Source organism: Gottfriedia acidiceleris (assembly GCF_023115465.1).
Classification (GTDB): Bacteria; Bacillota; Bacilli; order Bacillales; family Bacillaceae_G; genus Gottfriedia; species Gottfriedia acidiceleris_B.
Window position 1 is genome coordinate 2634279 of the sequence record NZ_CP096034.1, and the last position, 15416, is coordinate 2649694.

The 15416-nt window shown below is 31.3% G+C and carries 15 protein-coding genes; 4 read left to right on the forward strand and 11 right to left on the reverse strand.

Annotation, left to right across the window (positions count from 1 at the left end; all coding sequences use genetic code 11):
- Positions 1 to 55 precede the first annotated feature (55 nt).
- A complete protein-coding gene (locus tag MY490_RS12560; protein ID WP_248266026.1) occupies positions 56 to 2329 on the reverse strand; it encodes an AAA domain-containing protein in 2274 nt (757 codons plus the stop codon).
- Positions 2330 to 3289: 960 nt separating this feature from the next.
- Between MY490_RS12560 and MY490_RS12565 the strand changes: the two genes are divergently transcribed.
- Positions 3290 to 3676 (forward strand): barstar family protein, encoded by a 387-nt coding sequence (locus MY490_RS12565; protein WP_248266027.1) that lies wholly within the window; start codon positions 3290 to 3292, stop codon positions 3674 to 3676.
- A gap of 175 nt (positions 3677 to 3851) precedes the next feature.
- On the opposite strand, the gene MY490_RS12570 is transcribed toward MY490_RS12565, so the two are convergent.
- From MY490_RS12570 to MY490_RS12580, 3 genes are all read right to left on the reverse strand, one after another.
- The gene (locus MY490_RS12570) at positions 3852 to 4592 is read right to left on the reverse strand and encodes an esterase family protein (RefSeq protein WP_248266028.1); all 741 of its coding nucleotides are present in this window, start codon (positions 4590 to 4592) and stop codon (positions 3852 to 3854) included.
- A 17-nt stretch (positions 4593 to 4609) separates the two neighbouring features.
- The gene (locus MY490_RS12575; protein WP_248266029.1) at positions 4610 to 5797 is read right to left on the reverse strand and encodes an ATP-grasp domain-containing protein; all 1188 of its coding nucleotides are present in this window, start codon (positions 5795 to 5797) and stop codon (positions 4610 to 4612) included.
- A gap of 94 nt (positions 5798 to 5891) precedes the next feature.
- Entirely contained in the window at positions 5892 to 6722 is an 831-nt protein-coding gene (locus tag MY490_RS12580; protein ID WP_248266030.1) for an alpha/beta hydrolase, read from the reverse strand.
- Between the two features lie 483 nt (positions 6723 to 7205).
- Between MY490_RS12580 and MY490_RS12585 the strand changes: the two genes are divergently transcribed.
- Positions 7206 to 7718, forward strand: a complete 513-nt coding sequence (locus MY490_RS12585; RefSeq protein WP_248266031.1) for a GNAT family N-acetyltransferase — start codon at positions 7206 to 7208, stop codon at positions 7716 to 7718.
- Between the two features lie 76 nt (positions 7719 to 7794).
- Here MY490_RS12585 and MY490_RS12590 read toward each other — a convergent pair whose 3' ends face one another.
- The 3 genes from MY490_RS12590 to MY490_RS12600 form a co-directional block, all read right to left on the reverse strand.
- On the reverse strand, positions 7795 to 8262 hold the full coding sequence (locus MY490_RS12590) for a hypothetical protein (protein ID WP_248266032.1): 468 nt from the start codon (positions 8260 to 8262) through the stop codon (positions 7795 to 7797).
- A gap of 68 nt (positions 8263 to 8330) precedes the next feature.
- Positions 8331 to 8837 (reverse strand): hypothetical protein, encoded by a 507-nt coding sequence (locus MY490_RS12595; RefSeq protein ID WP_248266033.1) that lies wholly within the window; start codon positions 8835 to 8837, stop codon positions 8331 to 8333.
- Positions 8815 to 9381: an RNA polymerase sigma factor gene (locus MY490_RS12600; RefSeq protein ID WP_248266034.1), complete on the reverse strand. Its 567-nt coding sequence runs from the start codon at positions 9379 to 9381 to the stop codon at positions 8815 to 8817. The genes MY490_RS12595 and MY490_RS12600 overlap by 23 nt, the downstream gene beginning before the upstream one ends.
- Before the next feature lie 228 nt (positions 9382 to 9609).
- Here MY490_RS12600 and MY490_RS12605 point away from each other — a divergent pair, with 228 nt between their 5' ends.
- A complete protein-coding gene (locus MY490_RS12605) occupies positions 9610 to 10584 on the forward strand; it encodes an NAD(P)H-quinone oxidoreductase (RefSeq protein WP_248266035.1) in 975 nt (324 codons plus the stop codon).
- A 26-nt stretch (positions 10585 to 10610) separates the two neighbouring features.
- Entirely contained in the window at positions 10611 to 11315 is a 705-nt protein-coding gene (locus MY490_RS12610; RefSeq protein ID WP_248266036.1) for a DUF554 domain-containing protein, read from the forward strand.
- A 41-nt stretch (positions 11316 to 11356) separates the two neighbouring features.
- Here the strand turns inward: MY490_RS12610 and MY490_RS12615 are convergent, their stop codons facing one another.
- The 4 genes from MY490_RS12615 to MY490_RS12630 all read right to left on the reverse strand — a co-directional run bounded on the left by MY490_RS12615 (position 11357) and on the right by MY490_RS12630 (position 15255).
- The gene (locus MY490_RS12615; protein WP_248266037.1) at positions 11357 to 12055 is read right to left on the reverse strand and encodes a YoaK family protein; all 699 of its coding nucleotides are present in this window, start codon (positions 12053 to 12055) and stop codon (positions 11357 to 11359) included.
- 251 nt (positions 12056 to 12306) lie between these two features.
- The gene (locus MY490_RS12620; RefSeq protein WP_248266038.1) at positions 12307 to 13926 is read right to left on the reverse strand and encodes an SH3 domain-containing protein; all 1620 of its coding nucleotides are present in this window, start codon (positions 13924 to 13926) and stop codon (positions 12307 to 12309) included.
- A 301-nt stretch (positions 13927 to 14227) separates the two neighbouring features.
- Complete coding sequence (locus MY490_RS12625) at positions 14228 to 14395, reverse strand: hypothetical protein (protein WP_248266039.1); 168 nt, start codon at positions 14393 to 14395, stop codon at positions 14228 to 14230.
- Between the two features lie 656 nt (positions 14396 to 15051).
- A complete protein-coding gene (locus MY490_RS12630) occupies positions 15052 to 15255 on the reverse strand; it encodes a DUF6199 family natural product biosynthesis protein (RefSeq protein WP_248266040.1) in 204 nt (67 codons plus the stop codon).
- Positions 15256 to 15416: the final 161 nt, after the last annotated feature.

Genomic DNA, 15416 nt, shown 5'->3' on the forward strand with positions numbered 1-15416 from the left:
AAAATTATTTAATAAGAATAAAAAAAAGTTACATAGAATACTTTCTATGTAACTTTTAATAGTCTATAAATCCCTTTAATATTTGACACGTTAAAGGACAATTCAATCTCGCAGAGTTATTTGATTGGTTTAAACTAACATGCGACAAAGGAATGCCATACCATAAAATTTCATGATCAATCATAATGAAAGGTTGAACTTGATCTTTTTTTATAAAACTTCTATTTTTTTGATTTTCAAAATGAGCTTCACTTAGAAATAGAATTGGTATCTCAACTTCATTGATAAGTTTTCGAATTTCCAAAGACATTTCAGATAAATTTGGCATCGAGACAATTATTTTTTTCTTAGCATTTTTTAGATCATTTACTAATTCCTTTTTCAGGTCCAATGAATCATTTGAAAACAGTCTTAACCTCTTTGATATACTCTTTGAAAAAAACTTTTCAAACTCTTCTTTACTCACCTTGTATTCATTCTCCATTTGAAAATGAATTAACTTATTAATCGTCTTTTTTGAATTTGTTTTACTTTTCATAAATGGAATATCTGCAATATGGATAAATTTGCCTCGAGCTCTAGTCAAAGCAACATTAATTAATCTTTCACTGTTTTGATCTGTAAGCAGTAATCCAGGAGCATATTGTGGTTTCGTATCAACTGAATCAAAAATGATTACGTCACACTCCGCTCCTTGAAATCGGTGAACTGTTGCGATTTGTATCGGTAATTCACGATATTTTGTTTTCCCGATCATCTCTTTATGTAGTGCCGTAAGTAACTTTGCCTGTGCTCTATATGGCGTAACAATTCCAATTGACATGACCCCATCTACAATACTTGAAAGAATACATTGAATTGCAATAATCGCAGACCCTAAATTATATCTAGAATTCGTATTTGAATCTTTTAAAGCATAGGTTTTAAGAAATTGTGAATTTATTAAACTATTTGCTTGCATTGGAAATGGCCTATGTTTTGCGATTTCCTGTCTTTTTTTAACAGAAGGATGATCAAACACCAATGAATGATAGATTTCTTTATTCGTAAATCCTGATATGGCCGGATGCATTCTCCTTTGTTGATTCAGTAAAACTAAATTAATTAATGGCTCACCATATTCTATTTTTTGAACAATACCAGTATGATGAAATAAATCTTCTTGTAGCCACTTTTTCACATATTCATTATGAAAACATGATGCGATAGGTGGTAATTGTTTAAAATCTCCGCATACAACAATTCGTTTCCCTAATGTTGAAGCAAATGCGATTTGTGGTGTATATGCCATACTAATTTCATCAACAATGACTAAATCGAACTGGCGTAAGTAGATTAAAGGATCAATTGAACATTTGGATAATGTAGTTCCAATCACTTTTGCTTGATCAATTAATTCCTTTTCTTTTTCACGAATTTCCCCTCGAATTTTATTTAACTTATTTTGAATTTTACTTAAATCATCTAATTCTTTTTTTGAGGCTGCACCTCTTCTTGCTTTCCTTAGCATCGAGTGCTTTCGTTCATCTAAATTTTCCAATTCATATTGATTTATACTTCCATTTACTTCAACAAGCTTAGAAGAAAGGACATCTTCGTGTTGTAATAACACTTCATCTTTTGAATACCCATAGCGGACAATCTCGCCACTTTTCCATTTATCTTTCTTTTCTAATTCATGAATTACATTTTTCATTAATACATCTACTGCAGCATTAGAATGAGCTATTACTAAAACTGACTTGTTTTTTTCATAATGTTTTAAAATAATATTAGTTAAATTATAAGATTTCCCAGTACCCGGTGGCCCCCATATATATGTTGTTGCATTATAAAATGAACGATAAATTAGCTCCTGCTTTGTTGAACTTTCTTTCTTCATTTTACTTAAATGTTTAGCAGTTGAATCTGCATTCATTAGCTTCATAATTCTTTTTTGTTTACTACGATAATCTTTTATTTCCTCAAGTCTTTCAATTAATTGATCTAGTAATTCCCACGGTTCATTAAAAAGTTCAGCATGTGGAATCGTCGAAGTAATTCTTTCATTTATTTTCACTTCAACTTGAGAGCCTTTAAATGACAACAATTCACCTTGATATTCTTGATTTTCTATTTTTATTCGAACCGGCGTTCCTTCTGGGACAAAAATTTCTGCATAAATCGTAAACAAGATAACCGTACTTTGTCCAATTTGATATAGTGGAGTCCCCTTAGAAAGGGTATAACTTCTCCCACCATGAAATTTTAAATAATTTCGTTCCGCTTCAATTGCAGTTTGCCATTCTATAATTAACTTATTGACGTCATTTAGTGTATTTATAATCATTTATTTCACCTTATTAATTTTGAAATTGATATTTAAATTTCTCTTTAATAATAGTTAGTGAATTCCAATTATTGCAAAGTCTATTCAACAATCGCCCCTTAACTATACAATAGAAAGTTTAAACATTTATAGTAATTTACTTATCATACACTAGTTCATACAGTTTATTAAATTATTACAACCAATCTATGTAGTAAAAATATTGTTGATTTTCACATTGTATTTATATGTAATTATTCATAATCTTTAAATGTTCTTTTCCTCCACAAAAAAAGCCTCCAACCAGATGAAAAGGAGAATGCATTCATTATGATAGTAGACTACCTTCCTTTATTATCGGATGGACTTTTTTGTGTGTCTACTATAAGGGAATAATATCATTCAGCAGTCTTCTTATTTATGCATAAAATTAAAATATTTTAATCTTTTTACCAAATATTGCCACTAAAAATGTATAATGAAATTAGGAGGTGATAGTTCTGAAGCCCAACAGGATTTTCTTTTGCCTAATTTACGATTTATTTGATCACAGCAATAGGATGCTCGAAAGAAGTAGAAACTAAAAAAACAAAAGATATTGGTTCAAAAACATAGAAATCATAAATACGAGAAATCATAAATACGAGAAATATAGAGTAGTTACGATAGATAACTACGTATTAAAAGCACAAGAAATACTTAGAAATTCTGATTGGAAATTAATAGATCCGAAAATGTCCCGTCAACCTGAATATGAATTAGTTTTTCAGTTTAAAAATCCAGATATTCAAGTAAAACAAATACTTTACAGAGTATGGATTAATTCTAGTGACAACATGTTGGAAATAACTAAAAGTGGCCAATCTGTACAATGATCGAATGTAGATTCAGCGACTTTAGTTGAAATTATTACTGGAGAAAAATTAGCAAATAATTAACTCTAGTAGTCTTAGTAATTTTTGATGTTTAAGGGGTAATAGAATGATCATTAATGTTCAAAGTTCTATACTATTTCTTTTTTTATTCTTCTTGCCTTATTTTGTTCTTTTACTATACATAATTGAAAATGAAATAGAGAAAAAATCAAAAGTACCCAAATTAATTATTGATGTAACAAAAGTAAGAACTAACAATGAATTGCATACTCTATTGAAAGAAAAACTGAAATTCCCATCTTATTATAGTGAAGATTGGGACGCTTTTTGGGAGACCATTACTGGAATCGTAGAGTTACCAAATAAAATAGAGTTTGTTGGGTGGTCAGAAATGGCGAAAAGATTACCTGAAGATTCGAAAATAATGAAAGAATGCCTGCTAGAACATAATGAGGAATTCCCTGATTGGAAATGTGAGTTCTTATTCAACTAACACTTTGAGTTAAATGGAAATAAGTAATTCTCGTAAAGTATTAATTCTAGCATTCTTTAGTGTAAGGACATTACATAACAACCTTCCTATTAAAATATAAAAAAGAGCTACCTAATTAGAATATCCCTAAAAAAACACTAGCGATACAACAGTACTGATGTATCGCTAGTGTTTTTTATTTAAATAATTCTCCTAAATAATACGGCATTTGTTTTCGCCACCAAACCCAGTCATGTGAAACATCTTCGCCCCATTCATCAAACCATGCTTTAATTTGTTTTTCTTCAAAGGCTTCTTTTAATGTAAAGTATGAAGGCAGTCCGTCTTGTTCCCAATCACCTAGCCCGGTACAAATTATGATATCTGCTGAACGGTATCGATCTATAAACCAGCCGTCATTTTGATTCCATATGTAATCACTTGGTGAATTTTCGTATACAAGAGGATCATTTCCGTAGTCCCCAAAAAAGAAACGCACATCGTAAACACCGCTAAGTGCAACTGTTGTTTGGAAGACATCCGGATGTCTTAGGAAAAAGTTCAATGCATGATATGCACCCATACTACAACCCGTTGTCATCATTGGTTCAAACCAACCTGTTTTATGTTTAATAAATGGAATCGCTTCTGAAATTACATAACGATCATATGCTTCATGAGCTAATGCACGGTCATGTACAGATTTTGAGTCGTGTAGCCAACTTTCGCTATCTATGGTAGACAGAGTAAAAAACTGAATTTTTCCAGATTCAATAAAGTCATGACACACATCAATCATTCCAAAATTATTGTATTCAAAATGAGTCCCCCCAGATGAAGGAAAAACTAGAATTGGCATGCCACTGTGTCCATATCTGTTCAACAGCATTTCTCGTCCTAATTCCCCGCTCCAATGGCTTAAATGTTCTATATTCATAGAAAAATCCCCTATTCTTATACGTTTACAACGCTGCAATTTTTTCGTTCATGTACAAAACGAATGATTTCATCGACTTCTTCCTGCGAATCTGCATTAATCGCATAAAATTGATTTCCTTGGAGTTCCGCAAACGCATCTGGCATGCGCTTTTCAAACTTCACACGGTCGCCAAATTGTTCATAAATAGCATTGGTATCATTGCTATACTCATACGCATCACGCTGTGTAATACCGACACAATACTGGTTTTTTGCATTTGATTCCTTCAATTCGCCTCCAGTCACAATAGAAGCATATTGAGCAAATAAATCAATGGAGTACGCGAAATTGTACATATCAATCGTGTAGCCCCCAGCTAAGCGGTTATTATATTCAAGCGCAACATAGTCGCCATCTTCTAATTTGAAAAACTCAATATGAAAAAAGCGTTCTTTCATCCCAAAAGCTTTCACAATCGCCTTCCCATAGGTTTCGAGCCTAGGATCAATTTCTTTTTGAATCACATAAGCTAAATCCAACTGACCCTTAACAAGTTCCAGAGTTGGCACATTATATGTAAAGCTTGTCTGAAAAACAATATTCCCTTTTTGATCGACTAAGCCATCAAATGTACAAAGCACGCCTCCTTCGACATATGGTTCAATGAAATACACTTGTGCTTCATCCCATACTTCTTCAAAATGGCGGACAGCCTCTTCTGAACATAATTTAAAGGTTGCAGCTGATCCAACACCATTATCCGGTTTAGCAATAACTGGCAGTCCTAATTCATCAATGGCTTTAGTTAACTCATTTTTAGTTTTAACGACTTTTCCATCTACCACAGGCACACCTGCTTTTTTAAACAGCTTTTTCATTTCCGATTTATATTTAACTTTTTTCAAGTCACTCGGTTTATTACCATATACATTAAATTGTTCACGCAACTGCGCATCAAGTTCTAACCAGTATTCGTTATTAGATTCAATACGCTCAATCGGACCATGTTTATAAAATAAAAATGCGACAGCCCGTTTCACTTCATCTAGATCTTCTAAATTATTCACTCTATAATATTCTGTTAAAGCGTTTTGAAGTTTGGGACCTAATTGGTCATAAGGCTCTTCGCCAATACCTAATACATTAACACCCGCGGCTTTTAAACGATAAGCAAATGACTGGAAATTCTCTGGATAATATGGAGATATCAAAATATAATTCATAAAAATGCTCCTTTCAAAATATCAAAAAGTTTATTAATTACACAATTTATTTCAATTTAAAAATTAATGTAAGCTTCTTTTTAAATCAGTTCATTCAAATCCATTTCTCACTTAAGAAACGTAAACATTCTGGTAAGTGTTTTGCCCAAGCTTTTTCATCATGTACTTCATCTGCATAAATATTTAAACAAATGCTATCAATTGGAACAGAGCCTTTTATCAATTGTTTATAATACTTAAGCGAGCAATCGATATATGCCTGCTTCATATTTCCATACATAAATTGTCGATCAGTATCATCGCCTTCTTGAGTACCTACTTGAATATATACTCGTTGTTCAGGGTCCAACTCTTGACTACCAATATAATGATCAAATGCTTTACTTGTAATCCAATTGGCTAAAGAAAAGATACCTAAACCACCAATTTGATCTTTATATTCAACACCCATAAAAGCAGAAATATTTCCTCCTAGCGAACTACCAATCACCGCTGTATGATATTTATCAGGTTTAGTTCGATATTGCTGATCGATAAACGGCTTTACAATTGTCATTACAAAATTAGCAAACTCCGCGCCTTTACCACCTAGCTCATAATCTTCAGGAAGTGGGCTTTCAGTAATTTTCCAAGGCGTATATTCATTAATTCGATCTTGTCCACCGTTATCGATTCCAACAACAATCATCCTTGGTAAATCTTGGTTTTGTTTGATTGCCGGAATCACTTTCCATGAATACCCGCTATAAGATTCACTACTATAGAAAATATTTTGACCATCATGCATATAGACAACCGGATAATTTTTATCCTTGTCTTCTTCATAATTTTTCGGCAATAAAACACGCACGCGACGTTTTTCATTTTTATAAGACATATGTAATTGATGTGTTTCTAGTTTTAAATAAAAATAGGATTGATTCATTTTAACTTCCTCGCTCCTTTAAACTTACCTTTAGAAAAATCCTACTTATGTTCTTCTAATCAATAAGTGTTCGATAAATATAAATCACACTTGGAAAGGAATTCTTCATTAACTTTATTTAATTCGCTGTTCTAATTTTTTTATTTAACTCTAAATCTATTAAAATTAGATGCGAACCTACTGCCTAAACAATTCTTTTCCGTGCAGTTACCACATCGGTCTGAAAAATCATTTGTAACTAATTCAACGAAAATAGATTAGATTCCTTCTTGAATTATCATGCCAAATAATGAAATAGAGGATATTTGATAAATGAATATCCTTCATTTCACACTTTGGAAAGCTAGTTTACTTAAGCTATCAACATTTATAAAAGATGAAAAACCAATCTTTAGCAAACAAGTATAAATTTCAATTTTACGGTTTATATAAAAAGTTCTAAAATAAGAAGAGATAAGAAATTACATTTGGGGGAAAGAAAAAATGATTAGAGAAGCTACTCAAAAGGATTTAATGGACATTTTAGAGATTTATAACGATGCCATTCTAAATACAACTGCCGTTTATACATATAAACCACAAACGCATGAAAGCAGACAAATTTGGTTTAAACAAAAGAAGGATGGAGGGTTTCCAATACTAGTCTTCGAACTTGATCAAAAAGTCGTTGGATTTGCTACATTCGGTCCTTTTCGAGCTTGGCCTGCCTATAAATATTCGATTGAGCACTCAGTTTATGTAAATAGTGAATACAGAAAAAAGGGTATTGCAACTTCATTAATGAAAGAATTAATCTCAATTGCCAAAGAAAGAGAGTATATGACTTTAATTGCTGGAATTGATTCAGATAATGAAAAAAGTATTGCCATGCACAAAAACTTTGGATTTGTTTATTCAGGCACAATTAAAAAGGCAGGTTATAAATTTAATAGATGGCTTGACTTGTCCTTTTATCAATTAGATCTTGATGGACCAAAGAATCCTACAGAAGAATAAATTAGTAATCTATTAAGGGTATGTTTTGAACAATATTTTTCAAAACATACCCTTTCTTATTCTATCGAAAAACGTTCTATTTTACTTCTAAAGCAAAAACATAAGAGGCATCGCCATTCGATAAATGCTCATCTTTTTTATCCACCCACCATACTCCATATGAATAATAATATACTCCTTTATTAATAGGTGCTGAAAATTGATTCTTCACTAATGAAATTTCACTTTCCTTACCATTATTTATTTGAGTTAAGTGGATTTCATTTGGTTTAGGTTTATAATTCATAAAAATTTTAACGTTTTCGCCAGGTTTTACTTCAATCGGCTTTTCACCTTTTAATAGATCGACCGGTCCAGCTGTATCAGCACATCCCCCTTTTCCTTTCGTAATCCAACAATATGAACCTAACTTCGTATCATATGTTTGATTCTCTACTTGAACCATTGTTTTTGGAGGCTTATTTCCTTTCAAACCATTAATTGCTGAACATCCAGTGAAAATGAGAAAGACAAAAAGTATCGGTGCACCTAACCATTTTGACATTTTGAACACTCCCTATTTTCAAATTGGACTTTAATATGACTCAAACTTTATTTTAATTAGTCAATCAATCATTTTTCAGTTTTTAAAAACGTTAAGATTGTTCCGTCCTTTTGTTTTACAATTATGAATTTTGAGTCTTTATTTGTTAAATAAATTTTATCGCCAAGCTTTAACATATTAGACGAAAAATTGGCTTTTGGAATGCTATTATTTTTAACCACTTCTTTGACTTCACCAATTTGGTCTTTCAGTATAAATTCCTTATTATGTAAAATTCCTTCAAACCGATATTGAGCCCCATTTACAATTAGTAGTCCAATACCCGAATCCGCAGAAGTAAATTCTTTTGTATTACCTAGGTCTTCCTTTAGTGCATTTTTAATAGGTAAATTAATCGTAATGGTAATTGCTAGAAACAAAAGAATCCCACCTGAAACAAACAGTTTTCGAATTCGATTATACCCCCTACTTGAATTGGCTTTATTCCATATTTGCACAAATGTGACGGAATGATGATGTTGATCTAAATTCTTCTGAAGTATGTGTTTAATGTCAGAAATAGGATTGTTTTCCACCTTTAAGTTCTCCCCCTTTCAGTTTTTCTTCTACTTTAAACAGTTCGTTGTTCGATAAACGATTTCTTAATTTTGTCAACGCGTAATTAAGTCTTGATTTACATGTACCGATCGGAATATTTAAAGAGTCAGCTACTTCATCTAATTTAAGTTCTAAATAATAATGAAGAACAATCACTTCCTTACTCTTTTGCGGTAATAAGTTTATCTCTTTCCATAGATGATCTTCCATTTCATTTTGTAAAATCGATTGTTCAACATTATTTTCAGTTAGAACATCATACTGAATGCCGAAAAGTTTCTTAATTTTTTGTTTACGTATCATATTGCGGGTGATATTTACTGTTATTCGATAAATCCAAGGTTCAATTGCTTTTGTTTGATCAAACAGATGGAATTTTTTTATGATACGAATGTACGTCTCTTGCGTAATATCTTCTGCCATTACTTTTGATTTGGTTAAAAAGTAAGCAGTACGATACACTAATGACGAGTGGTTATTAAACAATTCTTCTAAACAATCTTTGTCAATTCTTTCAGGCACTAGTTTTCCTCCTTTCACGACTTACTCTATTACTCTATATACACTTAAAAACAGTTGATAGTTCGGTGTTTTTTAAATTTTTTTTCTCTAGACTTACTTTAATTAAGAATGAGTAAAGAATTGTGTTAACAAAATCTACAAATTTCATCAATGCGAGTTTTTAAAATATTTTTTCGATTAGTTATATAGTATGATAAGAATTAACTTAATTAAAGGTAGGTTTTTAGAATGAAGGCAGTTCAAATTAATGAATCAAAGCATTTATTTATTGACGATTATCAGATGCCTGTTTTAAGTGAGAATGAACTACTTGTTAAAGTTCATGCTACGGCTATTAATCGAGCTGACTTACTTCAAAAACATGGTAAGTACCCCGTACCTAAAGGCGCATCACCGATTTTAGGTTTAGAGATGGCCGGGATCGTTGAACAAGTTGGGGCTAATGTTACAAATTGGAAAATTGGAGATCGTGTTTGTAGCTTATTGCCAGGAGGAGGTTATGCGCAGTATGTTTCCATTCCTTCAGATTTGGCAATTTCAATTCCAAATCATTTTTCATTCGAAGAGGCAGCGTCTATACCTGAGGTGTTTTTGACAGCTTACTTAAATTTATTTGAATTAGGTAGATTAAAAGAAAATGAAAAAGTATTAATTCATGCCGGAGCTAGTGGTGTAGGAACAGCTGCAATTCAGCTTGCAAGAGAATTTGGTGCAAGTTCAATCGTTACGGCTGGGAATGAAATGAAACTTACAGCCTGTACTGATTTAGGTGCAAATCATGTGATTAACTATAAAAATGAAGATTTTAAAACTGTTGTCGAAAAAGTTACTGATCACGTAGGTGTAGACGTCATTTTAGATTTTATTGGTGCATCTTATTTCCATCAAAACTTACAATCATTAAATACTAATGGAAGGCTCATTTTGATTGGTACAATGGGTGGAGTTAAAGTGAACGATGTGAACTTATTACCACTTTTGACAAAGAGAATTTCCATTATCGGGAGTACTTTGCGTTCACAAACACTTGAGCAAAAAATCTATTTAACAAATCAATTCAAAAAATATGTCTTACCACTTTTTATGAATAAGAAAATAAAACCAATTATCGATACAGTGTATAGTTGGCATGAAGTGAATGAAGCACATACTCGAATGAAGAACAATTTAAATATCGGAAAAATAGTCTTAAAAATAGATTAATTATATGTAAGTTAAAGGGGATAATCATGGTACTACTCGGTTCATTTGTTAATGCAACAGCTATTATTTTTGGCTCTTTACTAGGTTTGTTTATTAAAAGGATTCCAGATCGAATGAAAAATCTAGTAACTCAGTCAATTTCTCTCGTAATTATAGTTATAGGATTTACTTTAGCTATGAAAACAAATCAAGTTCTGATCGTCGTTTTCAGTTTATCGCTAGGTGCGGTTGTAGGAGAATGGTTAGATATCGAAAGTAAATTAGATAAATTAGGACTATTTATCGAAAGTAAATTTCAGTCTAAAAGCGAAGGCTCTATTTCTAAAGGATTTGTCACATCGACTTTGTTATTCTGTGTTGGCGCGATGGCTATACTCGGTGCACTTGATAGCGGGCTCCGTCATAATCATGAAATATTATATACAAAATCAATGATGGATGGATTTTTATCAATCATTTTAACTTCGACTCTCGGCATTGGCGTGTTATTCTCCGCTGTCCCAGTTTTAATCTATCAAGGATTCATTGCCATTTTTGCCTCATTTGTACCGAATCTAGTAACACAGCATTTATTAAATTCAATTATTGCTGAAATCTCAGGTACAGGAGGAATTTTATTAATTGCTCTTGGTTTGAATTCACTAGGTTTAGTAAAAATAAAAATTGGAAATATGTTACCTTCTATTTTATTTGCACTTATTATTGTTTGTTTCATTCAGTTTTTCAAATAAGATTACTAAAATGAGCCCCGAAAAGGGCTCATTATTTTAAATTAATGGAGTTTCCTTCTAAAATAACCTTTGTCTTTATGATATAAGATTAACGCTACTATTAATACTCCTGCAGCAATCCAAACAGCCTGATTCCCAATATATTTTGTGGAAATACTTCCAAACAATGCGCCAAATGAAAAGGAAAGGATAATAACCAAAAACTCTTTAAATTTTGTTTTTGCTTCTTTGTCTTGATTTATAAAAGCTGTATATGCTGCCTGTGAAGCAATTCTAATATTACCGGTTGTCATAGTTGAATTGTATGTCCATTTGTCTAAATGAGTGAAGGTTGAAATTTGTAATGATGAGACAAAGGAGATGCAAACAGTTACAACTATATTAGGTACACTACTAGGTAATAATCCTACAATCATTAATACACTAAATTCTAATAAGAGAATTGAACGTCTATAACTGTATAATAGTTCTCTTAATCGTGGGTGTTTAACGGATTCAGCAACCAACACTCCAAGAATAAAGGCTATAATAGGTAGAATATAATCCACAGAGTTTTTCCAATTTCCAAATGATAGATTTATTGCTAAAAGAACAAGATTTCCCGTTTGTGCATTGGCAAATACACCGTCTCTGCTTATAAAAGTATACCCATCTAAAAAACCGCCTACTAACGCTAACATTAAACCAAGATAGACTGAATTTGATGATAATGATGGAATTATTTTTTGTTTAGATTTCAAACTAGTTCTCCTACTTCTATTACTAAACTTAGCACAATCATAACACACTTATTATGTAAATAAATGTGAACAATAATCCAACAATCACATAAAAAATAATCAATTTTTCACTTGGGATAATTGCTATTTTTTAAGTGGCTACCCTGAAAATTAACCATAAAAAAGAGTTTATGTCTCACTTCCATAGTAGTTACAAAAGGATATAAAAAACCTATCCAAATGGATAGGTTCAAAATTAAATTATTACTAATTTATTTCAAGTACTTACTTTCCACATAACCTAAATTCCCATCAACATTCACATAATTCCATCCAGTAAATTTCTGAAGTACAATGACCTGCTTGTTTTTACTAATAACTTTTATTGAACGAGACGATGTACTTTTCGTTAATTTTAATGGAATTTCAGCAGTAGTAGTTTTTTTCTGATTAATACCGCTTGTAATCTTTACATCTGACTTCTTCACATAATATACATTTGCTCCGTTGGCAATCTTTACATAAGTTTTATCTTCACGAATTACTATAAAACGCATATTTTTAGGTGCTTTTTTTACATACTTCTTTAAATATTTGTCACTATAAAGGACTGCTCCACTTGTTTTGGTTATATCTAAAAACTTTGGTGATATTAAACGGTAGTTATTTTCAATATAGTTAAAAGATCCATATATTGTTTTTGATTTCACTTGAGTTTTAACGGGTTCATTAACAAATCCGCTTAATGCAACCTCATATTTTACATTTTCTTTCTCACCGATTGGAGTGATCGTATTTGTTTCTGGATTTTTTATTGGAAACTTCACAACCTGAGTAATTGTTGTAGTTGGTATCTTATTAAATGTAAAATCTGAATATCCTTTGTTACTTCTTAGATAGCCCCAACTTGTACCTGCCGGAATTTCAAGTGTAATTGAAAATCCACCTTCTACTTGCTGTACAGATTTTATTCTAGGGCTTGTAAAAAAAATAGGACTGCTTTGTTTGATTTCAAAAAAAGCTCCAGGAAGATTTTCTGGATCCCCTGATTGCCAATTTGGTACGCTTGAAAAATCACGATTTCCATATGTGTCGTATGACATTATATTCAATGTTTCTGGTCCTTTTGTAAGGTTGTAAAAATTCTGGAGGTACATATAAGTTCCGTCTAGATTAAACTCATCTTTTGTAATTACCTTCAAAAGATTTGGTATTGTTTTTATACCACCGCTATAGATCTCCATTTTTTCAAAATCAGGGTCATTTGGACGCTTGACTGTTAAGTAAGCATAATCCCCCTTTTCATTAACTTTAATGAGTTCAGCGTGTCCGGGAGGCGTATGATCAATAATAAAACTTTTACTTACTTCTTCACCATTATCATCTCTTACAACTAAAGTATACAATCCATCTTCATTAATTGAATCATTTGTGAAAACTTGCTTAGCTACACCATCTTTAAATAATAAACCGTTTCCATCAAAATTTAGTTCAGAAGGGTTAACTGTTGATTCTAATGTTATTGTTGGTGGCGTAGTGTCTTTTACTGTTGAAATGTCAGTATTATAGATTAGACTTCTTCCATCTGCAGTTATTTCATAAATTTTATAGTTATAAGTTGTATTAGAATCTAAGCGTCTGTCATCCACTTTAAAAGACACTCCATAATCTATTGTAGCAATTACTTCATTATCACGTTGCAATTCATAACTTAATCCTTCTTGATTAGGTTTCTCTAGCCAATTAAAAGAAATATCATGTTCGGTTTTTGTAAACTCGATATTATCCGTAGATGTTGCATAAACTTCTTTTGGAAGATATAAACCAAATAATCCAACCAAAAAACAAACAAGAATGAGGAAGGTTGTCCTCAATTTTATATTTAAACTCAACAAAATAAATCCTCCCTATATTAAAACAAATAGAATACCAAAATTTATTTTAATAGAAAGATTCTCTTGGATATAGAGGAAAAAATTGGAACACTTTTTGCATAAAAAAGCTGATTTCTAATTATTTTATTATTTTATAGAAAATCAGCTTTTTCATTTCTTCTATTTTACTGCACTGTTTCCCATTTAGCATTACTATATTTAACTGTATTACATCTAATTTATATACTTTCATCTTATAGCACCTCTTCGGCATTAATTATTCCACATTCGGTTTATATTCTCCTTTTCTTCAAATCTTTTATCTAGTATTTTTTAATATGTTCCTTATTTTATCTGTATATATTTTATCTAAATCTTCAGTGCAGTATTTAAAGTTTTGCATGCTTGTTTCTTTAGGAATACCCTTGTGCACCAATTTAATATCAATTTTCTCAATAATAAAACGCTCGTCAATTTCATTTTTCACTCCACCAACTTCTGTTAAATCTATTTTAGTTCCATTTTTTAATTCTAAAATGTAAAAAAATTCACCTTTCGTATCTTCTATTTAAGAATCGCATGATTTAGTTTAATAAAGTTTATTAATTTTCAACAAAAAACAAAATTGAAAGAGTTATAAAAAACAATGAAAATAACAGTAGGACAATTCTTTTTAGATGGTTGGTGATTTTACTAAAATAGAATTTAATATAGCTTCTACAAGTGTTGTTCCACCTTCGGATATAGATGAATCTATTTTTTCTTTAGGAGCGAATAATGAAAATAATCCCCCGAATTTTCCGATATCAATGATTATAATATCTATGACTTCTATTTTTATGGCCTCCTAAATACGTAAATAATCTAGCATAATTATACCTTTCCTTATACAACTGATATGAACGAAACTGTCAACTCACCATACCCAAATGGTTTTATTTTTATGTTTTGTCTGTTTTTAGGCAGACTTATTCTAAGACTACCAACTTAGTTTTTTTCACTAAGTCTGTGATTTGGGTAAGCTTTTTAATCACTCCTTTATTGCCAACTGCAACCTACGTTAAGCAAAATGGAGCCGTTTCGTTCATTATGACTAAACTGCTTTTTTCACACAAAAAAAGATCACATTAATTGTGATCTTTACTACTTATAATATACCGTTGACGCGATGATTCTAGCAGCATCAACTAAAACACACATTGTTCCTCCAAAACGTGTACTCCACTTAAAAAAAGAAGATGGTTCTGTTGCACCATCGGATTTCCAACTTTCTGTAACAACCCAAAATGCTTCTGGATTCACTATTAGTAAAAATCCAAATAAAATGAGTAATATTCGGAAAAACATATAAGAAGACCTCCAAAATATTTAGTGATCTTTACACGCTCATTTTTTTATTTTCTTACTATTTTTTTTATAAAAAAGATAATTCCAAAGGCAATAGCAGCAAAGATTAAAAACCAGACAATAATTGGGGTAAATAACATTAAGTTTCCCAAATGAATCCT